This window comes from Paenibacillus sp. YSY-4.3, assembly GCF_054767475.1.
The window spans coordinates 1,170,136-1,196,315 of the sequence record NZ_BAABMC010000001.1 but is presented as its reverse complement, the minus strand read 5'-3'; the positions used below and the strand labels follow the sequence as shown (position 1 = coordinate 1,196,315).

Genomic DNA, 26,180 nt, shown 5'->3' with positions numbered 1-26,180 from the left:
CAAACCCAATGCGCTGCTCTGTTATTTCTTATAAAATTCATCCAGCACCTTCTGCACTTCCTGATCCGCCTGCTTCATCGCCTGCTCGACAGAAGTTTCGCCTTCGAATGCCCGGTTGATGTTGTCGTTGAATTTGCCGACCCATTCGCTCCATACTGCATTAACATCCAGCGTTCCGGCGAAATCGAAGCTGTCGAGGAAGGCCTGTTTATTGGCCGGCGATCCGCTCAGGAACTGTTCGGAATTCGCCACAGACTTCTTGACGGGCACAGCCTCGCCCAGCGAAGCCCACTCCTTCTGGACCTCATCCTCCGTGGCCCAGAATTTCACCCATTCCCAGGCGGCTTCCCCTACCGCACCCTCGGCCTTCTTGTTGATCACCCAGGAGTTCGCGATGACCGGGGAGAAGCGCTTGCCCTCAGGCCCCTTCGGCAGCAGCGTCACGTCGTAGTTCAGGCCCGCCCCATTCGCGTCGATCGTCCGGGCGTAGATGCCAATTCTCATGGCAGCCGCCTTGCTCGGAAAGGGGGCCATATTGCTCTGGAAGCTTTTTAAATCAGAGGGAGTCGGAAGCAGTTCGCGCTGCATGCCATCTACTATCCAGTCCAATGCGGCCTGATTCTCCGGCGAGTCGATGATCGACTGGTCCAGCGTCTCGTTAAGCACCCCTCCGCCGTACGATTTCAGCACCGTCATCCATCCTTCGGTGATGCTGAAAAAGGTGAGACCGTATTGACTGATTTTGTTTTTATCGAAAGAAGAGTCTACGGCGTATTTGCCATTGGTATCCTTCGTCAATTTCTCCGCGGCCGTCTTCAGATCGTCCCAGGTCCAATCCACGGACGGATATTCGACCTGCGCTTCGTCGAACATATCCTTGTTGTAGTACAGCACGGCGATTTGGATGCCTTGCGGCACGCCCCAGTACTTGCCTGCAGCGTCTTTATTAAATTCCAGGCCGTAATAATCGTCTGCTTTCAAATCCCGCTGAATCCATGCCGTCAAATCCTTGAGCACTCCGCGCTCCGCGTATTTAGGAACGAGCACCCCATCCGAGAGCCATATATCCGGTGCGCTCTCTGCCGCAATTTGCGTATCCAGCTTCTGAAAGAACTGATTGTACGGTGAGGATTCCGTTTTTATTTTAATATTCGGATGCTTTTCATGAAATTTAGCGATCAGCTCCTGCATTTTCTCATCCGATTGAGCGGAGGAATAAAACCCAAGCTTCAATTCCACATCTCCGCCGCCCTTGCCCTTGGTCGAACAGCCGGAGATCAGCAGCGCGGAAAGCAATGTCATCGCAAGCAGCAATGCGCCCCATTTTTTATGCTGACTTTTCAAGCTATAACCCCCTAATGATTGGAATGTTCACTTCATAAAAGCGCTTTCTCATAAATGTGTCTTTTTTGTGAACCGTGAACTTACTTTAAAATTACTGCATGCATCCTTTTAGGGTCAACGTCCTTAAAAAGTCCTTTATTCGTGCTTTACTTATACCTTTATGATGTATGGCCTCGCATCATTCCCGGTAAATCCGCCGCTACGCACAAGAAGCACCTCACCACTGAGATGATGCCCACCGAACCGGTAGCTGCGCGGACCTTGATGGGAGAACACGAACTCTTCCTTCCCCTGCTCTCTTTGCACGGAAAATGCTGAAGCCAAATGGGACGGAACCTGCTTGCCGTAACTATCCAGCACCTCCAGCTCTTGCAGGACAGGCAGCTTCGACTGCCGGCTGGCGCTGGGATACAGCAGAGTTATGAATTTGGTAAAACCTTTGCCTTTACGGACGAAGGATGCTTTGACCGAAGGGGTCTTCTCGTTGTAATGTCGAGACACCCAGCTCGCCCCCTGCTGTACTTCCACGGGAACAAACGGAATGATCCACAAGGCTGGACCGTCCTGAGCTTCAGCCGCTTGAACGATGCCATCCTTCCGGACCGTCAGCTCAAGCCCCTCTGCAAAATGAAAAGGGATCGTATACTCATGCTCTCCATGGGAGCGGCAAGTATCAACGATGACCCAATAATCCGGCTTCACGAACAGCACCTGACGCGCCACATGCACCGGCTGCTCCAATCTCCAATAGCCGTCATGTCCGGCCTGCACGTAATCAAAATCCGGACCGCTGTTCCAGTAACGGTCGAGCGGCCTCGCCACATCCGCCCATCGCCAGGAGCTGACGTACGTTGATATCGTCTTCCCGTCAACGGACAACGTATTGTGCTGCAGCGATTCCATGAAATATTGTCTTTCTTCCGTTTCCATGTACGTAAATCTGCCGGGATCAATAAGAAACTCGCGGCCGTGCGCAAACAGGCTCACATGCAGCAAATCATCGTGCCCATGCGCCCGGATCACGTCCATATGGCCACCGTCAAAAACAAGGTATTGCGCTTGGCTGCCCCATTCGCTGCGCATAAAGGCATATCCGCTGTCATTCAACAGAATCGACGTGAAGCTTGGCTCCTGGATCTCCAATTGATTAAAGCGATCGTACCCGCGTTCCCCAAAAAACCAAATCCCTTCATAATCCAACCTCTCATAAGCCATTCGCTTCAAATCGCCACGCGTAAACAAAACGGCACCATGGCAGAGCACGTCCCGCATATCTGTCCCATCGCTATCGCCGAGCATCGGCTGACATCCGTCGGGTTGAACGAACGCTAGCGAAGCGGTATACATGCGATTTAGCGTGTCATCCAGCACTTGCGGCATTTCAATGCCATTCAGCTTGCCGAGCCAAAGCGATTCGAACAGGCAATGCAGCACCTCATGATGGTACATCGTGCACTGCTCGTTTTGCAGTCCGTCCGGGTACACTTGCAGCCTGCACATTCCCGCCAGCCGCTGCAGCGCAGTCTGCAGCCATGCCTCGGATTCCGCGATATCGGGGAACAACAGGGCCAACTGAAATAAACCGTTAGTCTCCAGGAATCCCCAGTTGCTCTGGCGATCATGCGGAACATAAGCCAAATTCAAATACATTCCATGCCTGCGGACCGCTTCTTTAAACAGCTTCTCCTCCGCATCCCCCCACAAGGAACAGCGGCGAACGCAGTAATATCCCTTTAGCCAATGAGTAATCCGTATACCGCTATCCAACTTGCGCCACGTATCCTTGACGTTGTATGCGCGGTCTGCCGCAGATTGCACTTCTTCCTCTGTCAAAGGATTTTGCTGCATCCAGTCCTTCAAGAGCCGGATGTATCCCTCGGCATACTTCTCCTTTCCCGTCAGCCAATAGGCCTGCCCGAGCTCGCCCATATACCTTGCACGGTTCAGCATCACAAGCCATTCCAAATCCTCGTTATGCCGGTAATACCAGTTAATGCGCTCCGGAAAAGTAACCTCCTCCTCGCAGCGCTCCATATCCCAGCGATGGGTGAAAATAAAGGTGTTCCGGCACGCTAAATCAGCCCGGTGAACCACTTCCTTCACTTCCTCCGGCCAGTGCTTCCGGCAGGCATCGACGATAAACCGGCGATCCTCCTCTGTCCAATAAAAGCGCCGAACCGGCGGTGAGCCTTCACTCATCCCGTATGTCTCCCTTCTCTTCTGATCGATCTATACTTGATCCGAATAGCCTCCGGCGATGCCTTTCGCCAGTCGGCGTCGCCGCAAGCCCGCCGAGCGCCGTCTCTTTAAGCGTTCCGGGCATCGCCTGGCCGATGCGATACATCGCTCCGATCACTTCGTCCGCCGGAATAATGCTTTCGATTCCGGCCAGCGCCAAATCGGCCGATACGATCGCGTTGGCCGCCCCCATCGCGTTCCGCATCACGCAGGGCACTTCCACGAGTCCTGCGACGGGATCGCATACCAGACCCAGCGTGTTCTTTAAGGCGATCGCAACGGCATGGGCCGACTGCCTCGGCGTACCCCCGGCCATTTCGACGATCGCCCCGGACGCCATGGCCGAGGCGGAGCCGACCTCAGCCTGGCATCCCCCGGCGGCGCCGGAAATGAATGAGCGGTTGGCGATCACATAGCCGATGGCGCCTGACGAGAACAGGAAGCGGACCATTGCGTCGCGATCCGCGCCCAATTCCTCGGCCAGCCCGAAGAGGCAACCTGGAATTACACCACTAGCTCCCGCTGTCGGCGTAGCGACGATCGTTCCCATCGCGGCGTTGACCTCATTCGTCGCAATCGCCCGGCTGACCGCTTGAAGCACCCGCTGACCGGATATGGTACGACCCTGCTGCAAGTAGCCCGCCAGCTTGCGCGCATCCCCACCGGTTAAACCGCTACGCGATTTGACCTCCTCCGTCAATCCGCGCTGCACGGCCTTCTCCATCGTGTCCAGGTGCTGAAGCATTTTGCCGATAATCTGCTCCTTCGGCACTTCAGTGGCCAGTGCTTCCTCCTCGATCATGATGTCGGATATCGCTTTGCTCTGCGCCTCTGCAAGCTGCACCAGTTCCTCTATCGTGCTAAACTGCATGGTCGGGAACCTCCCTCTATATTCACCGTATTCACAATGGTGGCAAAATCCGGACATACGCGACATCGGCAATAGCTGCGATTTGCGATCCGGCGTAAGCGGATATCTCTTCATCCGTCTCAATGATCAAGAGCGCTTCCCTGCCCTTCGCCTTACGGGACATTTCCATTCTGGCGATGTTGATCCGCCGATCCGCCAGCACACTGGCCACAGAGGCGATCAAGCCGAATTGATCCTTATGGAATACGAGGGATGTCCAGGCATCCCCCGCCAGATTCATTTGAAAATCATCCGTCTCCAGGATGGCGATTTTACCGCCCCCGACGGAGATGCCCTTCACCTTCATTGTCCCTGCTTCATCCTCAAGGCGAATCCAGGCCGTATTAGGATGCTCCTCTGGCAAGTCTACGGTCGTGATCGTAACTTTAAGACCAATATCTTCTGCAATTTTAAGAGCATCCTTTATTCGGGGATCATGGGTATCGAAGTCCATCAGCCCGCCGACCATCGCCACATCCGTACCATGCCCCTGATACGTCTTGGCGAATGAGCCGCAAAATTCGATTTGGGCCTTATGAGGAACGCAGCCGAATAACCGCCTGGCCATCCGGCCGATGCGCGCTGCACCCGCCGTATGCGAACTGGACGGCCCGATCATGACCGGACCGATGATATCAAAGACCGAGCGATACTTCATGGCAATCCCAGCCATTTTGCCAAATGGCCCTGCACGAAATCATCATCGTTCAGATGGGGATAAGCGCGGTATACCCGGTCGATCTCCTCCATCTGCCCCGGAGACAGCTGCTCCGCTGGGTTCAGGCACCAGCGGCCTTCGAGCAAACCTTGGCGGCGGAGTACCTCATGGATGCCCGGAATACAGCCATGGAAATCATGTCCGGGATCAAAGAAGGCGGCATTCGCATCGCAGATTTCCATGCTTCGCGTGAGAAGCTCATTAGGTATGCTGTCGCCGCTTTCCCGCAAATCAATAATCTGCGACATCAGTTCAACCGCTTTGCGCGTCCAGACCGCCCAGTGCCCAAGCAGACCACCGACGATGCGCTTCTCCACTTTCGCACCGTCGACCGTAAAGCGGTAGATCGTCAACAAATCAGCCACGATATTGTCGTCATTGCCGGTATACAAAGCGATGGATTCACAGCGGCTGGATTCACAAACAGCCCTGACGACATCCAGCGTCTGATAGCGGTTGAAAGGGGCCAGCTTGATCGCCTTCACGCCTGGGATTTCAGCCATTTCCCGCCAGAACTCATAGCTTAGCCGTTTTCCGCCCACAGCCGGCTGCAAATAAAACCCGAAAACGGGAATGACTTCTGCGATCGCTTCCATACGCTGCAATAGCTCGGACTCGCTCCATGAATCCAGCCCCCCAGTGCTTACCAAGCCCAAGTCATAACCGAGATTAGCCGCGAGCTCAGCTTCCCGCAGCGCCTGATCCGTCGGCCCGCAAATCCCCGCGACCTTAATAAACGTGCGATCCAGGCACGCTGCCTCGACTTCCTCCGCCGCTATGCGCAGAACCGGCTCATACAAGCCGATCTCTGGATCGCGAATTTCGAATTGGGTCGTATGCACGCCTACAGCGATGCCGCCCGCCCCGGATTCGATATAGTACCGGGACAAGGCGCGCTGTCTCCGTTCATCCAACCGCCTAGCCGCATCCAGAGCCAACGGGTGGGCCGGCATAACGGTGCCTCGGTGCAGCAGCGCATCTACCTCCGGTTTCAACTGAAGGGCCGTCATTAGAACGCACCTGCCCGTTCTTGGAAATGCGTCGGTTTGTTTAACGTGTCTCCTCCAGCTTCAATCCAGCCGGCCGTCCATTCCATCATTTGCCGAAGCGTAATGCGGGGATAGCCAAACATTTGATGGGAGTGCGAGGCATTGTTAAGGAGCGCCGTAGGCTGCTCCGTACCGCTGAATTGCGGAGATTTTCCAAGCAGCTCGCCAAAACGCTCCGCCATCCACCGTACCGAGACCGTCTCTGGTCCGGTAATATTGAGCGTCACGGGAGGCGAGTCGCACAGCAGCAAGGAGCGGATCGCCATTTCATTGGCGTCCCCTTGCCAGATGACATTGACCTGGCCCATGCTTAAGTCGATCGGCTTTCCTTCTTTAACGGCCTTGGCGATTTCGAGCAATATGCCATAACGCAAATCAATTGCGTAATTTAAGCGGAAATTGACGATAGGCGTGCCATTTTTCCGGGAGAAATACTCAAACACTCTTTCCCGGCCAAGACAGGATTGCGCATACTCGCCAACGGGAGCAGGAGGAGTCTCTTCGGAGGCGCCGCCCGACCCGATATCGGTAAGCGGGTAAATATTTCCCGAGGAAAAAGCGACGATCCGCGATTGCGGGAATTTCTCCGCCACACGCCCCGGCAAATAGGCATTCATCGCCCAGGTAAAGTACTCGCGCCCCGTAGTTCCAAACTTGTTCCCAGCCATATAAATGACATTGCGTGCGGATGGCAGCTTGGCAAGCGCCGCTTCATCCAGCAGATCAGCGGCAATCGTCTCAATGCCTGCCGACTCCAGCTCGGTACGTAGCTCGCCGGTGGAGAACCGGGATACCCCGGTTACTTTCGTGCGGAGGCCGGCGGCATCGATCCCTCTTTTCACCAGTTTGGCCAGACTTGGCCCCATTTTTCCGCCCACGCCGAGGATGAGAATATCTCCATCCAGCTTGGACAAATCCTCTATTAAACGGTCAGAAGGCTCGCTTAATTTGCTCTCCAGTTCGCTTATCGTTTTCACATTCTCACCTCTACTAGTAATATGATCAGATGGAAATCAATACCTCCTATCGTCTTTCATTCTAGAAGCGGCGCTATTATAAGACAACGTCTTTAAATCGTCCTTAAAAGCGCTTACAGTAATTTTAAAAATAAATAAAGGCCGGGGATATTCCCCGGCCTTCCTGATTATGCGGTCGCTGTAACCTTCGATTCACTGCGCAGTCTTTGTCTCGCGCGGTATAAGGTGATTTTGAATTTGGACAGTGAAATTTCCATCAAATTCGCTGCTTCCTGGTAAGAGAAGCCGTGAATGTCGTACAGCAGCACAGCCTGACGCTGATTAAGATTCAGCAAGGACAATTGGCTGTAAAGTTCTTGACGGCTCTCCTCACGAAGCACGCATGTTTCCGGCGTTTCCTCGCCAGCGAATTGGTAGAAAAATTCATTTTCATAGGAGGAGGAACGGCTCTCTTTGCGCAGCTTATCTATGTAAGCATTATGAGACACACGGAACAGCCAGGGCTTAACTTTTTTCTCGGGCAATTGCTCAAGATGGGACCAGGCCCGGCAGAACGTCTCTTGCGTCAAATCCTCTGCAGTATGGTGATTCCGGCATAAATAGAACAGATACCGGTATACGTCGTTTTTATATTCACGGTAAGCTTTGTCGATCGATAATGCGTTCATTTCCAATTCTCCCCTTCGTCTTTCTCTCTTTAACTTTGAAATCCGTAATCCAGCAGTTTGACTGAGTCCGACCAAACCCCAAGCTCTGTCGAATGAAGAACTACGGAGATCAACTCTTTGTCGTTTCGGACGGCCGAGCCGACCAGGCAGTAGCCTGCCTTCTCGGTATAACCCGTTTTGATGCCATTAGCCCCTTGAAAATACCACTCATTATCACTTTGAATTAGTCTATTGCGGTTACGGAAAGCACTTGTTGTCCCCGTTCCCTCTCTATAGTGAACCGCCTCGCCGACGATATCCTGAAATGCTTCATGACTCATCGCGGCTTTGGCGATAGCTGCCATATCACGCGCCGTCGTATAATGATCCGGATCATGCAGCCCGTGCGGATTGACGAAATGGCTGTTCTTCGCGCCAAGCTCCTTAGCCCGCTGGTTCATCAAACCGGCAAAATAAGCGATCGCTTCCTCCGGCTCCTGCTTCCGGCCGGTTTCTTTCTCCGCAATAAATACTGCCGCGGTTCTGGCCGCATCGTTCCCCGACGGGAGCATCATCGCCGCGATCAAATCACGAACTGACAGCCGATCCCCTTCCTGCAAGCCTGCCGTGCTCTCGTCGGCTGTGCGAAGACGCACCTCCTTGCCGACCGTTACAAGCTCGTCGAGGCTGCCTCTTTCCAGCACGACTAGCGCCGTTAATATTTTGGTTGTACTGGCCGGGTACATTCGCTTCTTATCGTTATGGGCATATATGATTTTTCCGGATTCCCGATCCATAACGAGCATGGCCTTCCCTTCCACGCCGCTCAACTTAGAGGCCGTTATCATGCGCCATTGCGTTTTTGCTTTATTCATTAACGCAGACGCGTTCAGGTTCAGATGGTCAAGCTGCGGATAGTTGGCCAGGAGCAGCAGCCCGACGACCACAAACAGTGCAAGCCATTTTTTTCGCAAGTAATTCTTAACCCCTTTCCCACTCTGCATGCATTCGTCATATGAATTCGATAGTTCCATTATCGGGGCTAGAGTTTTCTTTCCGCGTAAGAAATTATTAAGAATATCTTAAGATTTTGCTGCAAAATTCTTAAACTTTCTGTCCTGGCACCAACAGTAACTGGCTCAGATCAGGTTACGGTTATAGGACAAGGTTCCACGAATGTCGTGATATCGATAAAAAACGCGCCTCCCTGTAAGGGATGACGCGTCTTTGACAGACTGATCTAAAACAGCATTTTTCTCTTATGCTTCTTCCTAAGCGTGTACTCCAATTCTTTCAAATATTTATGCCTTTCCTCTCTGTAACGGGAATAACGGTTTCTGCCGAGCTTCTTAGCATGATACATCGCGAGATCGGCTTCGGCCATCATTCGCTGCCGGTCGACCTTACGCCCTTCACTAATACTGATCCCTATGCTCCCGGTCACGGTGACGTTCCTGCCTTGAACTTCGAACGGCCTGCTAATTTTATCCAAAATGAGTGCAGCTAAAATTTCCACCTTATTCAAATCGCAATTTTTCATGATGAATACGAACTCGTCGCCCCCGATTCTGAAAGCCAGCTGGTTTTTATTCGTGATTTGGCGCAGGCCAATGCTGACATCATGCAGAAGCTGATCCCCCGCCTGATGCCCGTATGTATCATTAATCTCTTTAAAATGATCCAGATCAAGGGACAGCACAGCAAGATGGTCCTTTCCTTTGTAGCTTTCCCAGAAATGGTCGAAGCCGTTTCGGTTCATAAGCCCTGTTACGGCGTCGGTATAAGCGAGCTTCATCAGGTTTGTCCTGTCACGGAGCAGGGACCGAAGAACAACGGTCATCCCGACCAGAGTGGCGCTTAAAATCCCAATAATAATGATATAAATCGTTCCAGTATGTTCTGCCATACTCTTATCACATCCTATTTCATAAAAAGAACTATAAATAGCGAAGAATCAAGGTCGGTCAGGCTATGATTTAGGCTTAGGTATCTTAAAAGCCACCCTCGTTCCTTCGCCAGGAACGCTGCTTATACGTAAGCCCTGTCCATAGAGCTGCTTTAAGCGCCGGTCTGTATTAATGAGCCCTATCCCGCGGCGCGAATGAGAATCGGCTTCAAGCAGGCATCGCAGCTTCTCTTCCTCAATGCCTACGCCGTTGTCCTCAACAATGATTTCTGTAAAATCGGAGTGATTATGGATGCGGATCGTTACAGTACCTCCGCTTACCCGTGTCAGCAGACCGTGTCTGACCGAATTTTCCACGATGGGCTGAACGGATAGGGGAGGTATCTGAACCCTACTGTAATCCTGCAAATCCCAAACAACTTGCAGACGGTCACCAAAGCGCTCCTTCTCGATGTACAGATAAGATTGCAGCATCTCAATCTCATGCTCAATTGGCACGAGCCGCTGCAAATTGCGTACATCAAAGCTGTTCCGCAAATAACTGCCAAATCGTTCGAGAAGAACAATCATCCTTGACGTATCCATAACACTGAGCGAAGCAACGGAGTTTAGCGTATTATACAGAAAGTGCGGCTCAATCTGCGCTTGCAGCCAAGCGGCCTCCATGCGCAGACGCTCCATAATCGACCGCTTTAAGGCGATCAAAGCCTGCACCCTTGTTTTTAGCTCCAGTGCATCCATTGGCTTGCTTAAGTAATCATTTGCTCCAGCCTTGAAACCGGCTTCGATATCCTGAGACCTACTTCTTGCCGTTAGGAGCAGAATCGGCAGCTCGGAAATCGAATATTTGCGGCGAATTTCCCGCGTCAGCTCGTAACCCGATATATTTGGCATCATGACATCGGAAATGACGAGGTCCCACTCCCCCGCATCAAGAAGCAGCAACGCTTCCTCGGCGGTAGTTACGGCCGAAATATGATAATGCTCTATAGAGAGAACATGCTGCAGTATTTTCAGGTTCACCGGATCGTCATCCACAGCGATAATTTTCGGCTGGCTATCCCACTGGGTCGTCTCCTGATCCGGAGCAGTTTCCTCCGTAACGGCTGGCTCGGCTATCTCTTGAGAGGAAGCTAAAAATAAATATGCTGCATCGTCATCTCCGGATTCCCATGCTTCTGGAACAGCTTCATTCTGATCGGCCATGGATAGCGGCAACGAGAAGCTGAATACGGAACCATGACCGGGCTCGGATTGCAGCTCCAAGCTGCTTCCGTGCAATTCGACGAATTGCTTGCAAATGCTGAGTCCAAGTCCTAGCCCGCCTTGTAAGACCGGAGCGCTAGAAGTCCCCTGAATATATGGCAGGAACACTCTGCGCTTTGTCTCTTCGTCCATGCCGATACCAGTGTCTCTTACGTAAATACGAGCCTGGTTCTCATGCACTTCCGCCGACAGCACGATGAAGCCTTCGTTCGTATATTTAATCGCGTTATGCAGCAAATTGAACAGGATTTGCACCAGCCTGTTCTCATCGGCAAGAACGCGCGGAAACGCTTCAGGCACATCCAGAACCATTTCCAGTTTTTTTGAATCGCTTAAATAACGAAGCATCTCGACTACGCCGGAAGCCGTCGCCTGTAGACTCACGCTCTGCTTATACAGCCGGATTTGCCCCTCTCTGAGCAATGAAACGTCCAGCAGATCATTGAGCTGAAGCGACAGGCGCTGGCCAATCTGGACCAAGAGCTTCAGGTCGCTTCGATGCCTGTCTACCAGGCGATTCTGCCCATTATCAAGCACACCCTGAGCCATGTGGATCATGCCGTGCAGCGGATTACGCAATTCATGCGAAGTGTTGGCGAGGAACTCGTCTTTCCGCTTATCTTCCTCTTGCAGCCGTTCAGCAAGCCTCTTCGCATGAATTGTTGTCTGTGCGAACCGGATGAACCAGAAGGCTGCAAAACTGACAAATGCAATGATCAAATCCAGCGGATAGTATGGCATATCCATCCAAAATCTACTCTTGATAATCCCGCCGATAAATATATTTATAGAAACGGCAGCGGCCGCCATAAGAATGAAAACGGCCGACCGTTCTCCTTCCCGTATAGAGCGGAATGCGAAATACGGAACAAGTATAATGACGGCAAGCATAACGATAAGCAGTAGATGATTGCCTACTCTCAAATAGCGATCCGGCAAGCTGATCATGAGCAGCATGCCTGCAGCGCTAAACACGATAAGCGCACGAACGATTCTTTTACTCTCATTTCGGCCTAGAAGGGATTTCGTGCACAGCATTAGAAAAATGGCCAAGCAAATGTAGATGATAATCTTCAGCTTAAATATCCATGCCATTTGGATAGGCAGCCAGACCAGAAGCAGCTTATCGTCGTCCGTTAACACGGAGAGGACGGCAAAGAAAATCATTAGCGCAAAGTAAAACAGTTCTTTGGCGCGATGACCGAGGGCAAACAAGATTCCTGCATATATGCCATGCATCAGCAATACGACACATACGACGATCTGCAGCATTTCTGACAGCAGCCTCTCATTCATCATGGCCGTGGCCGTTCCAAATTGCACGGACTGTACAATACCGCCCATGCCGTAGATATGAAAGTTCGATACATGGAGGAGAACATCAATTTCAGATTTAGTGGTGTGGAAATTAATAGAATAAGGGACGTTTCTTGCTTTGTTGTGTTCCTTCGTCTCTGCTGGGTGCCCCATTTCACCATACATTTGGCCGTTTATATACAATCGTGATGCTGACTGGACATTCGGGAGACGAATCGAATATACGTCGTCCGTATCCTGAATCAAAACCCGAAGGCGGTAAGTTCCATAGCCGAATTTATGATTTATGGATGAGCTCCATTTTCCCGGCACCTGCATGTAGAGTCTATCGAATTCACCACGCTGTTCCACGTTGGTTGCTGGACTTACAAATTGCCCGGGGTAGAACTCCCACTCCCCATTCAGTGTAATAACCTGCCGATCGCTGAACTGCCACTGTCTAAGGTCCAGTTCTCCGCGTTCAGCCTGAGGATGCTCTGGCATTATGCGAAAGGAGTACCAAAGCAGTCTCAGGCTGACCAGCACAAGTATAAATATGCCGAGACAAATGAACACTTCTTTCGTTGTCATCTGCTTTTTTGAAATGGACAAGGTTCAACAGTTCCTTTACGGTAAGGTTGTAGATCATGCCTCACAATCATATTGATAAGGGAAGTCTACTCATTTCCCGCTGCTTGTTCGCTTTCCCTGATGTCCTGCTTGGCATGAACAATCAATCGATGGGTAGGGTTAACCAGCGGATCGCAAGTAATCAAAGTCAGTATACGATCATTGCCACTGCTCTCCAGTACGGATACGTCGGTGGGTTTGACGATCGAAATTTCGTATACGGAGTACACGAAGTTCTCTCCGTTCGAACGAACGACGATTTCATCTCCTACCTCCACCTCTCCCAGACGATTGAACAGTCTACCGGCTGTGCGAGAACGATGCGCGGCAATGGCTGCGTTGCCGACCTCTCCCAGGGGAGCCGTCTCCGTCATATGCGCGGCTGCATGCTGCAAATTCTGCTTTGAAGCACCTTCCAATATCGGCAGCTTCAAATCGATAGAATCGATGAGGATTGTCCCTAGACCTTCTTCCTCCTCTGAATCGATAGGTTCCGCATGTTCAGCCAGCGGCTCAGATTCTGCGCTTTCCTCAAGCCACCGGGATACTTGCGCATAGCTTGATACCAGGTCGCTGTGATTAACCTTCCAGTGGCTTTGCTCAGCGCTTTCAATCTCGCGCAAAAGCACTTCCTGCCTATGCTCGCTGTATAATACGCTCATTTTGGGATATAAAACAATGATTATTCCGGCAACAATCAAAATGTACGCTAACTTACGCATATCCATTACTCCTGTCCATCATTCTTGATTCATGTTTGATTTGCCCAGTATACAATCCGTTTCTATACAATTTCTCAACTTTTCTGAACAAAAAAATCCTTCCCCGGCAAATACCGAGAAAGGATTCATCATTAAACTTGTTTAGTTGTTCTTCGCCGTAAATAGATTCCGGCGATAATCATGGCCAGTCCAGCGGCATAGTAAGGCAAATCAGAGCTCTCTCCCGTTTTTGGAAGTTTGGTCACGCCCACGTCCGATTTACTCGGATGATCCTGCGCTTCTTTGGCAGCTCCTGACACGTTCTTGCCGTCATTGGCATTCGCATGTTCTTCATTGTCTTGACCGCCTGCCCCGGATTGAGGCGGATTGCTCTCGCCAGGCGAGGCATTTTCGGCGGATTCGCCATCCTCTCCGTTCTCCTCTGGCTCTTGCGGTGTCACTGAATTCTCCGGCTCTACCGGAGGTGTTACTGGTGGCGTTACCGGTGGCGTCACTGGTGGTGTCACCGGTGGCGTCACTGGAGGTGTCACCGGTGGCGTCACTGGAGGTGTCACCGGTGGCGTCACTGGCGGTGTTACCGGTGGCGTCACTGGAGGTGTTACCGGTGGCGTCACTGGAGGTGTTACCGGTGGCGTCACTGGAGGTGTCACCGGTGGCGTCACTGGAGGTGTTACCGGTGGCGTCACTGGAGGTGTCACCGGTGGATCCGCCTCTTTTTCATTGGCAATGGTCATTCTCTTAACATTGCCGTCGGCCTTGATGCTGGAGTCAATTGTGATATTGATCGGAGCATCAAGCAGCTCGTAGCCTACGGGAGCCTGCAGCTCTTCCAGTACATAGTCGCCGTACAGCAAATCGGTAAACAACACTTTGCCATCGACATCGGTCGTTTTCGTGATCGCCGGTCTTTTACCCTTGTCATCCTGCAATACGAACACAGCGCCTTCCAGCACTTGGGACGAATTGTCCTGGTCGACCTTGGTTATTTCCAGATTGCCTCGGATTCCAGAGCCTGTGCCCGAGCCTCCAGAGGTTCTAACGATAATCTCTTTGTTGGATTCCATCTTATCTGTCTTGATGCCGGTTCCCTCAAAGTGAACCTTATTACCGATAGCCTCGCCGTTACCTGCATCGATTAGCGATTGATATTTCAAAATGTACGCATCGGTTATCGGATCAATAAACAATAATTCGAAATTTCCCGAATCGTCTGGAGCGATGACCAGCGTATAATCGACGCCTTCCTGCAGTGGCGTCAGGCCCGTTATATCACTGCTTACTCCGCTTGCGTTAACCTTTGCTTTGTACAGACGGAAAGAATCCTCGACCAGCACCTGATTTGGTGTCGGCTCGTCAATGATTTTGGCATCCTCAACATAGGATTGTCCGCGGTTAATATAAATCGTCCAATCAATTCTGTCGTCGTTCTGCTCCCCGCCCTTGGATACAAACTCTCCGCCTTGCGGTATGGAAGCATTGCCTTTCCAGGTTGCGAGCGTGCTATTTCCCTCTTTGAACACCGCTTCATTCTCTACCGCGCCTTTATCGATAATAACACTATCCTGCAGGCTCGTCTTGAATTCAATCCAGTACGGAGTATTATCGTTCACGGTATTGAACGTTAACTGAAGCTCGTTCCCATTGGCTTCGGTCGGTGGCGTCAACGTATACTTCAACGGATCAACCGGAACGCCCTTAGCCGTTCCGTTCCATCCGCCGGTGAGGGTCATTTCATAGACTGACAGAGAACCGTCGACATACTTCTGCCCCTGCTTCAATGCGTCAACGATGGCCGCACTGCTCAAGGATTTTTTGTTATAGTTTGCGCGAATCGTCCAAGTGATCTCTTTAGTTCTTGGATCATATTGTCCCGATTTGGAACCATTGGTTTGGGTCAACCCGTCAGGCCAAAGCGTAGCTTCCGCCGTAACGTTTACAAGCGTGCCTCCCGTTTCTTCCCCCGTGATTGTTGCGCGGTTAAGGAACCTCGTAAAGTCACCATTATCCTTCCATTCTGGATTGAAGTACGTCACATACGTTACCGTATGAGCGCCGCTGATTGGCTGTTTGAAGTCAATGGTGAACCCTTGTTTCATATCCGGCGAAGCAGCAGCGAACTCGTAATCCGTCGGAGAGGACAAGACTGAACCGTGTTGATCTGTAACGACTAGCGATCCCAGCTTGAATTGCTGGCCGCTATTTACAAATTCATCGGTGATGACAACGTCCTTCATCGCGTAATTGTCTTTGTTGATCTCAATGCTCCAGGACGCCTCTTTGGCGTTGTAATCTGTCGCAACTTGAGTTTTCTGGATGACCAGGTTCTTATGTGTCCAGGAAGCTGTTTTGTAACCATAGACATCCGTAGTTACCGTATTTTCGACCAATTCATCCTTCAGGATTCTCCCATTGGCCTTAGTATCATATTTAATAATGTAACCGGAATTAATAGGAGTATTGAATTCCAGATCGAAGCCGGTCTTCCCGTTTGCCGCTGGAACGAGAGTTAGCTTATAATCATAGCCCGTTCCTTCGTTCAGAACCGTGCCCGTTTCCCGGTCAGTGACTTCAAGCGTTCCCGCTACCAAATGCTGAGTGTCGTTAAAGCGGTCTTCCAAAATTCCATTCGGAATATGCTTGCCTCTGAAATTATACTCGATCACCCAGGAAATCGTTCGAGTCTGCTCATTATAGCTCTCAAATCTCTTGCTCAATACATCAGGGCGCTGAATCGGCACAGTTTTCGAGGCGGTGGCAGATTTGCTTCCCGTCAGCTTCGCCGTATTGGTGAAGCTCGTTTCATCGCCGTTGCCGACATTCGTCGTATACGTTACCCGGTACGCCGAATCTAGCGTCCCGTCAAATTCGATTCTGAAGCCGTTTAGGGACTGTGTATCGAGCGTATACCCTGACGTAACGGATGCTCCAAGCTGGGTGGTGCCATCCACGTTGACGGCCAGCTTATAGACCTGAATCGAGGAAGTATCCAAGGTTAACCCCTGTGGCGTCTCATCCGTGATTACAGCCTGATCGATTCGTTCAAGCAAAGTGTTGACGTCGATGGACCAATGAATCTGTTTATCCCCTGCAGCAAAGCCGCTCTTGTCAAGCAGCGAGCCTTTATCCGGCTTGAAATGAACAATCGCTACCTGCTGCCCTCCGCGGATCGGGAACGGAATTTTCACCTCTGTACTGCCAGTTATTGTAGTCTTGCTAAAATTGGTATTGAAAATAATTGTCCCGCCCACATCAGAGTACCCGCTTACATCTTCGTCGAAGGTAACAATGACATGGCCGTTTTTGGAGGCAACGAACGTACCGATTTCTAGGCCGCTAATTTCAAGAATTCCATTCACGCTGTTGTACAACTCGAATTCCTGTGGAATGTCGAACTCAAACGTACTCCCTGCGACGTAATCATGACCATTCTCCAAGGCCCATTCATATTCCAGGGTCACCGGCGCTCCCATGACCACAGGGTCGGCATTGGGATTATAGACGGCATCAATGACGCTGCCTGCCGCATTCTTAAGCGTTACTTTCGTCAAAATGCTCTTACTGCCCGTTCCGGCGCCGCCTGCCCCACCAGCCGCATTGGCCGATGCAAGTCCGGGACCTATGATGCTGTGAAGAAACAGCATGACGGCGACCAGCAATACAAAACCTTTTTTTCTCATACTTTAATTCGTCTCCTATTTAGAACTTGTCTTCCTTGTACAGGATTTTCTGAAATACACTCCCTTCGTCGGTTTCTGCAGCGGCAAGCCTATAGTACAAAATTCGACTAGACAAATTCTCAACAAATAGGATGGACGCGGTTACAAAAGCTTGATTTGCTTATTATTGAGCCATTTTCAGCAAAATTACATCGTTCTCTTGAAACTCATCTTCTTTTAAAGTATAGAAACTGTAGAATTTCTTCCGCTTGACGGCCATCGTAAGCCAAGTAAAGAAATCCTGCACCATATCGTCTACCCACTCATCGCCTTTTCGGTATAACATGCGAGAATATGCGAGGCGCAGTTTGGTTTCCCCTCTCCAGGAGAACAAAAACGTATTCTCTTGGCCCTGGTGCAGCAATTGAATTTTAAAATTATTATCCTTCAGCAGGTAGGTATCCTCGTTGCAGAACAACAAAGGTCCCTTCGGCGTAGCAACAATGCCAAGCATCTGCCCTTCAAAATTAATATAGTAACCTCTTCTGTAACTAGCATACTTATCTCTAACAATCTCGACTTCTTTCATAGCAAGGAGATCCAAGCCCTTGGAAACAATGGTAGAACGATGTCTAAAGTTACGGATTAATTTCATATGCAGCTCTTCCCCCAATTTTTTTATGTCAAAGATTCTTGTCTCCATCATAGATAAGTGTCCTATACAATTTCTAAACAATTGAGAAAAGGCCCGCACAACAAAAAAAGCCGCACATCGGCGACTGTAATCATGTCTATAGCTGAATCATATTCTTCTTCCATTGCTTATACCATTCGATAATGTGAGGGCTTGGCTCCTCATTCAATTCTTCGTGGAAAATCTGAGTAAGCAGTTCATATTCCCGCTCGACCAAATGGGGATGTTTCATGGAATCGTGAAGCTTCATAAGAGCTAAATATGCGTCTTCCTCCAGAGAATGCTGCCTGCAAATAGCACTATAGCTATTTACCGCCTGATCAAGGAATCCCTCGTTTTCATACAGGGCAGCTACTGCATATGAGGCCTCGAGCCAAAGCTCCTTTAGCCGCTGGCGTTCACTCTCTGCCCACCAGTAGTCTTGTTCTTGCAAATAATGACCCGTATACAGCCTTATGGCTTCAGAGCATTGACCCATACGTTCTGAAGTCGGGGGAAAGAGAGATGCAAGCTTTGACTCCCACTCTTCCACGTCGAGCACGACATTATGGATTTTGAGAATGTAGCCTTCGGTTGCGTTGGCGATTTGAAATCGCTCTCCGAACGGATCCAGCGTTTTACGAATATGATAAACTGCGGTGTATAGCTGGGAGTAGACCTTGTCCACCTCATACTCGGGCCAGAGCAAATCGATCAGTGATGACTTCCGCACCAATTGCCCGCGATGCTGAAGCAAGTATAGAAACAATTCCTGCGCCTTGGAGGTCCGCCATTGCATGATGGAGAATTGCCCGGGCGAGGTTTCGATCGTGACCTGCTTCAAAACGTTCAGCCGGATAAGCTCGTCTTTCGGCGAAACTTCCTTATGTTTGGAGGCCAGTTCCATCCGCGACCTGAGGCGTTCCATCGTGATAGCTAAACGTTCGGCAATGATCGGTTTGACAATATAATCCAAGGCATTCAGTTCGAATGCTTTAACGGCATGCTCATTATAGGCAGTCACAAATACGATATGAATGTCCGGCTTCTTCTCCAAGATTTGTTCCGCCAGCTCGATCCCGTTGATTTCAGGCAGGCTGATATCGAGGAAAATAACGTCTACGTGCTGCTGCAAAATTTGCTCTTTACCTACGAAAGGATTGGTATACTTGCCCAGAACTTCTACTTTATCAAGCTTAATCAGCTGACGCTCCAAATAGTCCAAGGCGAGTCTTTCATCATCTACCAAGATTACCTTCATCGTAATATGCTCCTTCGACAACATTGCTTAAGGCTTTGACTTCCTTGATAACTTGACGGTAAATGCAGTCCGATCCCCATCGCTGTCCGCAAAGATTTCACCTTGATGAAGATCGACGATGTGTTTAGCGATAGCTAGACCAATGCCGGAGCCTCCCGTGTTCGTAGCACGCGACTTCTCAACCCGGTAGAACCGGTCGAACAGGTGTGGAAGATCGGCTTTCGGAATCGGCTCGCCGTAGTTAATCACTTCGGTAATCACTTGATCTCCTTCCACTCTGCCGCGGATATCGATATATTTCCCGTCACTGCCATAGCGGATCGCATTGGCGATCAAATTCTCATATACCCTTCGCAGCTTGTCGCCATCGGCAATAACCAAGAGCTGCTGCTCTCCGAAGCAGAGCCGGCACTCCATGTTGCTCTCCTGCAGCTGCCAGCCGAAATGCGCCGAAATTTGATGGAGCATTTCCACCAAATTGATCCGGCTTTTGTACAGCTTCATTTCTTTGTTCTGCAATCTTGTAAACTCAAACAAGTCCTGAAGCAACTGCTTCAGGCGCAGCGATTCTTCATAGGCCATACCGACGTAATAACGAAGCTCTACCTCATCCTTGTACCTATCCTGTTCAATCAATCCCAAATATCCGGTAATCGAGGTCAGCGGCGTGCGCAAATCATGAGATACGTTCGTAATAAGCTCATTCTTCGTCTGCTCCGCCCGTCTCTCCTCCTCCATAGACGTTCGCAAGCGATCGACCATCCGGTTGATGTCCGTCGCCAGCTGCCCTAACTTTCCGACATTCTCAATAGGGATTTTATGTGTGGTCCCCTCCTCGATACGGTGGACCTCTTCGATCAGAAGCGCCAAATACTTCTCCTCATGACGGCGAATACTTCGCCGGTAGAAATAGAGTGCAAAGAGAAGCAGGATCGGAACGCCTGTAATATAATAAGCATCAGGATAGCCGATATTCCGGTTAATCCAGCTAAGGACAAACCCAATGGTTACCGACGGGAATAGGACGTAGAACAGCTTCGCTACCAGCACTAAAATAAGTAAGGCAGCGATGGAAGTAACGACAGTCCATAGCAGCCACGTCAGAAATCTGAGGCTAGCTTTCAATTTTGTAGCCAACCCCCCATACGGTGCGAATCAACTTTTCGCCGTCCATTTCTTTCTCCAGCTTATCCCTCAGCCGGCTGATATGAACGGTGACCGAGTTGTTGCTCTCGAAATACTTGTCCTTCCAAATTAGCTCGAATATCTCCTCCGAACCGAATACCCGCCCAGGATGACTGGCCAGCAGGAACAATATATTGAATTCGATCGGTGTCAGCTTGACTGCCCGGCCATCGACCGTTGCCGTATGTGTCTCCTTGTCGATTTGCAGGGAACCCAAATTAATAATGTGATCCTGCGGAGGCTGTGCAGGCTGCATGCTGTATGAGGAGCGGCGCAGCAGCGATTTGATCCGGGCAATCAGCTCTAGGGGGTTGAACGGCTTCACCATATAATCGTCAGCCCCGGTCATAAGGCCCGTTATTTTGTCCATATCCCCGTCCTTGGCGCTCAGCATCAATATCGGCGTCGTTCGCGTCTCCCTAATTTTCATGCAAACAGTAATTCCGTCCATGCCCGGCATCATGATGTCCAGGATAACCAGATCTATGGGGTCACTCTCCACAATGTCAAGGGCCTCCGGTCCATTGTCTGCCTTAAATACCGAATAGCCTTCATTCAGTAAATATATCTCGATCAGCTTCGCGATCTTCTCATCATCATCTACAATTAAAATTTGTTTGCTCATCCAATAATCCATCCTTTGGGGTGATTATTCTAAAGATAGGTTAGTTCTATCATACCATGACCCAATCGCCTAATATGAATAACTTTCTGATTATCTTAAAAACGGACGGATCTATTGGAAAGTTACAGGCACTACAAATTTTCTACTTCAACGCTAACGACATGATCGATTTGACGTACGAAATGGTATATTTCAGGCGTGTATTCGCGTTCGGAGGCCGAGATTACCATATCAATACGCTGCCGCCCTTCCTCCAAATCCTTTATTTTCAAACGGCGTATGCGATGGCGGTTCCATTTCGCAGCCGTTCCCTTCTCATCCTTGCCCTCAATAATGCGGATCAGGTTCGTGACATTGCCTTGATCCTCCATCACGATTTTGACGGAAACGTCGCGTTGATTCAATTTATAAGGGCCGAGCCACTTGATCATATAAGGGATGAAGTTCACCGCCAAAATGAGCAGCACGACCGCCAGCGCCGCCTCAAGATAAAATCCGGCACCGATGGCGATTCCAATGCCTGATGCCGCCCAGATCATCGCTGCTGACGTAAGCCCGGAAATTCCCTCATTGCTTCTCCGTAAAATAACCCCGGCACCCAAAAAACCGATGCCGCTAACGATTTGCGCTGCTAATCGCATCGGATCCATATTCGGATGATCGGGGCCGGCGAATTTGGCAAACGATTGAATCGATACGATGGTCACCAGACAGCTGGCAATACAAATGACCATGCTCGTCTTAATGCCCAGCGGTTTCTGCTTTAGCTGACGGTCGATGCCGATGAACAAGCCGAACAGAAGCGCGATAAACAGCTTCATTATAATTTCCCATTCCATTAACATTCTTGATCTCCTCCTGCGTATAGAGTGAGTATAAGTGGAACTGCCATGTTTATGCAATCAAAATAAGACTACCCCTCAGGTTATCTTATAACCTATTCAGGGTAGCCTTATTGTTTACTATTATTATAAAGATCAGCGGATTACTTGGCGCCGATTAGCGACTCTTTAGCGCGGTATTGATTTGCGGCCAGGACCATGTTCTTCAACGATTTCACGGTCTCATCCACTCCCCGCGTCTTCAGGCCGCAGTCCGGATTGATCCAGAACAGCTCAGGATCAAGCACTTGAAGCGCACGGTCGATCATGGAGGTCATCTCCTCAACCGACGGTACCCGCGGACTGTGAATATCATATACGCCTAAGCCGATGCCCAGATCGTACGTGTGCTCTTCAAAGCTATGAACTAGTTCGCCATGGCTGCGCGAAGTTTCAATGGAGATGACATCCGCATCCAGGGCGCGAATGGAATCGATGATATCATGGAACTCGCAATAGCACATATGGGTATGGATTTGCGTCGTATCCCGCACAGTCGAAGTTGTGACGCGGAACGCTTTGACGGACCAGTCCAGATACCCCGCCCAGTCTTGGCGCTTCAGCGGCAAGCCTTCGCGCAGCGCAGGTTCGTCAACCTGAATCATTTCAACCCCTGCCTGCTCCAGCGCCTCTACCTCTTTACGCAGGGCTAGCGCGATTTGATAAGCGACTTGCTCACGTGATAAATCGCTGCGCACGAAGGACCAATTCAGAATCGTGATTGGCCCAGTCAGCATTCCCTTGACCGGCTTGTTCGTAAGAGACTGCGCATATTCCGTCTCCTTCACCGTCATCGGCTGGTCGAAATCGACATCCCCATATATAACCGGCGGCTTCACGCAGCGCGTTCCGTAGGATTGAACCCAGCCGCCATTCGTAAAGGCGAATCCCGGCAGCTTCTCGCCGAAGAATTCCACCATGTCCGTACGCTCAAATTCGCCGTGTACGAGCACGTCGATGCCGATTTCCTCCTGAAGAGAAATCCATTGCTGAATATGCTCATTAATGAATGCATCATATTGCTCCTGGCTCCATTCTCCCTTACGCCATTTCTGACGGGCGGAGCGAACCTCTGCCGTCTGCGGGAAGCTGCCGATTGTCGTTGTCGGAAGCAGCGGCAAATGCCATTTTTCTTTTTGCTTCTTGCGGCGAGTTGCGAACTCGCTTGCTCGCGTTGCCGGCTCGGCGGCGATCTTCTCTACCGCTGCCGCTACGTTTGCCCGGTTGCGTGCGGGATCCTGGGCTAGATTATCAAGCGCGAGGCGATTGCTTTCGAATATACTCTTCACACTGTCAATGCCTTTATTAACCGCAGCGCTCAATGCCACGACCTCATCCAGCTTCTCTTCGGCAAAGGACAAAGCGTCGCGAAGCACCGTCACCAGCGCCTGCTCCTGCTTAGCCGACACCGGTACATGCAGAAGACTGCAGGACGGCTGCACGATTACCTCGGCACCGGAAGTAAGTTCCAGGATCTCCTTCAGTTGCTGCTCCTGGCGATACAAATCCGTGCGCCATATATTGCGGCCATCGACGATTCCCGCTCCCAGCGTCTTGCCTGCCGGGAATCCAAACTTGCGAAGGGCAGCCAGGTTGCCGTCTGCGCCATGAATGAAGTCAAGGCCGATGCCTGCTACAGGCAAGGATACGACTTCCTCATAACGGTCAACCGCTTCGAAATATGTCTGCAGTAGAACGGAAATTTCCGGAGCCTCGCGCTGAATCGTTTCGTAAATGTTTCTAACCCGCGTCATATCCTCGGCGGATACAGAGGTCACCAAGGACGGTTCATCCACTTGAACCCAGGTTACGCCTTCAGCAACCAGCTCTTTAAGCACTTGAACATATAGCGGCAGCAGCTGCTCCACCCAATGATCCCACTCTGTTGCTTCATTAAACCCTTTTGACAGCTTGAGGAAAGAATACAGCCCGATCAGCACGGGTCTTCCTTCGATGCCCAGCTGCTCTTTCGCTTCCTGGTAAGCAGCCAGCGGACGGTTTGTCGTTAGCTGCGGTTTTCTGCTCCCAAGCTCCGGAACAATATAATGATAGTTCGTGTTGAACCATTTCGTCATTTCACTCGCCGGCGCTTCTTTATTCCCCCGGGCAATCGCATAGTACGTATCAAGCGATACCTCTCCGCCGCTATAGGAGAACCGCTCCGGAACAAGTCCGAACATAACAGCCATATCGAGGACATGGTCATAGTACGTAAAATCGCCTACAGGGATAATTTCGATGCCCTGATCCCGCTGCTGCCGCAAATTATGAAGCCGGATCTCCGTCAACTGCTCGTGCAGTTGCTGCTCGTTCAGCTTGCCAGACCAGTAGGCTTCAATCGCTTTCTTCCATTCCCGTTGCCCGCCGATTCTCGGATAACCTAAATTTCCGCTTTTTACCGTATGACTCATTAATAATTCCTCCCCAGTGTATGTGTCTTTCCAATAACAAAAAGGGCCCCCTATAGCTGGAATGGCTAAAGAGGACCTCGTCATGCTGCGCGATGGTTCAAATCTTTAACACCTCCCTATCTCCCGTAGGTACAGCAGTGTTGACAGAACAGGCAGGTCTCCTGGCTTCAGAATCACAACTGGACAGCTGCCTTCCCGATGACGGATCATCAGTGGCATGAACGCTTCCAGCTCCTCTGTTACAGTGGCGGGACCGCGCCGGCATTGCACCGGACTTCCCTTTTAAGCTTCAATCGACGGCGATTAAAGCACCTGTTCCCAAAATATTCGGTTATAAATATAAAATTTATGTTACTTCATGTTGTCAAATAATACAATACAAATCGGATTAGTCCTTGAATAAAAATGCAATAATTATGCACAAAAATCAATAATTATCAGCAACGGCCTTATTCAGCATGCCAATGCAGCGGTCTAAGTCGATCTTTACCTGCTTCTTATATAGCTCTGCCTTCTCATGCCCTTCATCGGTGAAATGATAGAGCACAATTTCCTGGAAATCTACGCTGGGATCATTCCCTTTCAGATGCTTTGTACGGTACAGTACCCCCTCCTGTACCAACTCATGAAGGGCCCGATAAATTTCGCTCTGCGGGGGAACATAGCCGAACGGCTTGAATTCCTCCTTCAACTCTTCGAGCATTTGGTAGCCGTAGCCCCTTCTCTGCTCAACCATCGAAATCAAATAGAGCTTAATGTAAGCTCGCTGTGCAATCATAAAAGCCATCGTCCCGCCTCCTGCTCTTTCCTAAAGTATAGAATAGCTATGAATTTTTCACAACAGCTGTCTATATTGCTCTTTATTACATATACATAGTTTACTAAGTACGTAGAAATGAGTAGGATTTGCAGATAGGAGCAAGAGAGGTTTTTGGGCTTTATTGTTGTGAATTTTTCATATATTGAAATATGATCATTAGAAGTTAACGTTCGACCCAGCCTTGCTCCAAAGCGTATCTCGTCAATTGCACACGATTTTCCAAATGCAATTTTTGCAATATATTTTTCAAGTGGTTTTTGACCGTTTGATCGGAAATTTGCAGCTCCTTAGCGATTTCCCGGTTGGTCATCCCTTTGGCGACCCAATCCAAAATCTCGCGCTCCCGGCTCGTAAGCGGGTGATCATCACTTTTATTTTTCTTCGATAGCGGAAATTCCTGAAGAATCCGAAAAGCCAGCTCGCTGGACAGCGGAGCTTCATCGCTAGCGACCGCCCGTAAATATTGCAGCCAGGTGCCCGGCTCCAAGTTCTTCAACAAATAGCCCTGTGCTCCTTGCTTCAGCGCTTCAAACAGATGAGCCGCATCATCGGAGACGGTAATCAACACGATTTTGACATAAGGATACTTCAGCTTGATCTCCCTCGTCGTTTCCAAACCGTCTTTCCCCGGCATATGAATATCCATCAAAATAAGATCGGGCATCCACAGCTCCGTCTGCAGCAGGGCTTCGTCTCCATTCTCGGCATACCCGATTATTTCAAAGCTGTCGTCATCCGATAATATTTCGCCGATGGCCTCTCGGGCATGGGGATGATCGTCAACGACTAACACTCTTACCTTCATAGCCCCAATCTCCTTCATGAAAATGATATATGTGGTTTTGCTGGCATACTCCACCGAATATACGCCATAGGCCTTGGGCCTGGCAAGCCTTTGCGGCAAAGTAAAAAGCAGGGCGAAAACAATCGCCCCGCTAACCCTGCCTGGTATTCTGACCTTTCCC

Annotated in this window: 20 protein-coding genes and 1 riboswitch; all 20 genes read right to left on the bottom strand. The window is 50.3% G+C overall.

Going from position 1 to position 26,180, the window contains the following annotated elements; all coding sequences use genetic code 11:
- Positions 1-21: 21 nt before the first annotated feature.
- Positions 22-1,302 (bottom strand): ABC transporter substrate-binding protein, encoded by a 1,281-nt coding sequence (locus tag ACYUJT_RS05615; protein WP_460319785.1) that lies wholly within the window; start codon positions 1,300-1,302, stop codon positions 22-24.
- A 192-nt stretch (positions 1,303-1,494) separates the two neighbouring features.
- Positions 1,495-3,543 carry an alginate lyase family protein gene (locus ACYUJT_RS05610; RefSeq protein ID WP_460319410.1) on the bottom strand — a complete coding sequence of 683 codons (2,049 nt, stop codon included), beginning with the start codon at positions 3,541-3,543 and terminating at the stop codon, positions 1,495-1,497.
- Positions 3,536-4,453, bottom strand: a complete 918-nt coding sequence (gene sdaAA / locus ACYUJT_RS05605; protein WP_460319409.1) for an L-serine ammonia-lyase, iron-sulfur-dependent, subunit alpha — start codon at positions 4,451-4,453, stop codon at positions 3,536-3,538. The genes ACYUJT_RS05610 and sdaAA overlap by 8 nt, the downstream gene beginning before the upstream one ends.
- Before the next feature lie 31 nt (positions 4,454-4,484).
- Positions 4,485-5,150, bottom strand: a complete 666-nt coding sequence (gene sdaAB / locus ACYUJT_RS05600) for an L-serine ammonia-lyase, iron-sulfur-dependent subunit beta (protein ID WP_460319784.1) — start codon at positions 5,148-5,150, stop codon at positions 4,485-4,487.
- The gene (locus ACYUJT_RS05595; RefSeq protein WP_460319408.1) at positions 5,147-6,220 is read right to left on the bottom strand and encodes a dihydrodipicolinate synthase family protein; all 1,074 of its coding nucleotides are present in this window, start codon (positions 6,218-6,220) and stop codon (positions 5,147-5,149) included. Before ACYUJT_RS05595 ends, sdaAB begins: the two co-directional genes overlap by 4 nt.
- A complete protein-coding gene (locus ACYUJT_RS05590; RefSeq protein ID WP_460319406.1) occupies positions 6,220-7,236 on the bottom strand; it encodes an NAD-dependent epimerase/dehydratase family protein in 1,017 nt (338 codons plus the stop codon). Before ACYUJT_RS05590 ends, ACYUJT_RS05595 begins: the two co-directional genes overlap by 1 nt.
- A 167-nt stretch (positions 7,237-7,403) precedes the next feature.
- Positions 7,404-7,904 carry a sigma-70 family RNA polymerase sigma factor gene (locus ACYUJT_RS05585; protein ID WP_460319404.1) on the bottom strand — a complete coding sequence of 167 codons (501 nt, stop codon included), beginning with the start codon at positions 7,902-7,904 and terminating at the stop codon, positions 7,404-7,406.
- Between the two features lie 29 nt (positions 7,905-7,933).
- The gene (locus tag ACYUJT_RS05580) at positions 7,934-8,857 is read right to left on the bottom strand and encodes a D-alanyl-D-alanine carboxypeptidase family protein (protein ID WP_460319403.1); all 924 of its coding nucleotides are present in this window, start codon (positions 8,855-8,857) and stop codon (positions 7,934-7,936) included.
- Between the two features lie 266 nt (positions 8,858-9,123).
- Positions 9,124-9,789 (bottom strand): GGDEF domain-containing protein, encoded by a 666-nt coding sequence (locus ACYUJT_RS05575; RefSeq protein WP_460319401.1) that lies wholly within the window; start codon positions 9,787-9,789, stop codon positions 9,124-9,126.
- Between the two features lie 63 nt (positions 9,790-9,852).
- Entirely contained in the window at positions 9,853-12,942 is a 3,090-nt protein-coding gene (locus tag ACYUJT_RS05570) for a hybrid sensor histidine kinase/response regulator (RefSeq protein WP_460319400.1), read from the bottom strand.
- An 86-nt stretch (positions 12,943-13,028) separates the two neighbouring features.
- On the bottom strand, positions 13,029-13,703 hold the full coding sequence (locus ACYUJT_RS05565) for a class D sortase (protein ID WP_460319399.1): 675 nt from the start codon (positions 13,701-13,703) through the stop codon (positions 13,029-13,031).
- A gap of 131 nt (positions 13,704-13,834) precedes the next feature.
- Positions 13,835-17,380 carry a collagen binding domain-containing protein gene (locus tag ACYUJT_RS05560; RefSeq protein ID WP_460319397.1) on the bottom strand — a complete coding sequence of 1,182 codons (3,546 nt, stop codon included), beginning with the start codon at positions 17,378-17,380 and terminating at the stop codon, positions 13,835-13,837.
- Between the two features lie 163 nt (positions 17,381-17,543).
- The gene (locus ACYUJT_RS05555; RefSeq protein ID WP_460319395.1) at positions 17,544-18,014 is read right to left on the bottom strand and encodes a hypothetical protein; all 471 of its coding nucleotides are present in this window, start codon (positions 18,012-18,014) and stop codon (positions 17,544-17,546) included.
- 136 nt (positions 18,015-18,150) lie between these two features.
- Entirely contained in the window at positions 18,151-19,293 is a 1,143-nt protein-coding gene (locus ACYUJT_RS05550) for a response regulator (protein ID WP_460319393.1), read from the bottom strand.
- 27 nt (positions 19,294-19,320) lie between these two features.
- Positions 19,321-20,418, bottom strand: coding sequence for a sensor histidine kinase (locus ACYUJT_RS05545; RefSeq protein ID WP_460319392.1), 1,098 nt, complete (start codon positions 20,416-20,418; stop codon positions 19,321-19,323).
- Positions 20,408-21,103 (bottom strand): response regulator transcription factor, encoded by a 696-nt coding sequence (locus ACYUJT_RS05540; protein ID WP_460319391.1) that lies wholly within the window; start codon positions 21,101-21,103, stop codon positions 20,408-20,410. The genes ACYUJT_RS05545 and ACYUJT_RS05540 overlap by 11 nt, the downstream gene beginning before the upstream one ends.
- Positions 21,104-21,234: 131 nt before the next feature.
- Positions 21,235-21,948, bottom strand: coding sequence for an MgtC/SapB family protein (locus tag ACYUJT_RS05535; protein ID WP_460319390.1), 714 nt, complete (start codon positions 21,946-21,948; stop codon positions 21,235-21,237).
- A gap of 140 nt (positions 21,949-22,088) precedes the next feature.
- The gene (metE, locus tag ACYUJT_RS05530; protein WP_460319389.1) at positions 22,089-24,395 is read right to left on the bottom strand and encodes a 5-methyltetrahydropteroyltriglutamate--homocysteine S-methyltransferase; all 2,307 of its coding nucleotides are present in this window, start codon (positions 24,393-24,395) and stop codon (positions 22,089-22,091) included.
- A 134-nt stretch (positions 24,396-24,529) separates the two neighbouring features.
- A riboswitch (cobalamin riboswitch) is annotated at positions 24,530-24,726 on the bottom strand.
- 96 nt (positions 24,727-24,822) lie between these two features.
- A complete protein-coding gene (locus tag ACYUJT_RS05525) occupies positions 24,823-25,182 on the bottom strand; it encodes a helix-turn-helix transcriptional regulator (RefSeq protein ID WP_460319387.1) in 360 nt (119 codons plus the stop codon).
- Between the two features lie 196 nt (positions 25,183-25,378).
- Entirely contained in the window at positions 25,379-26,020 is a 642-nt protein-coding gene (locus ACYUJT_RS05520; RefSeq protein WP_460319386.1) for a response regulator, read from the bottom strand.
- Between the last annotated feature and the right edge of the window lie 160 nt (positions 26,021-26,180).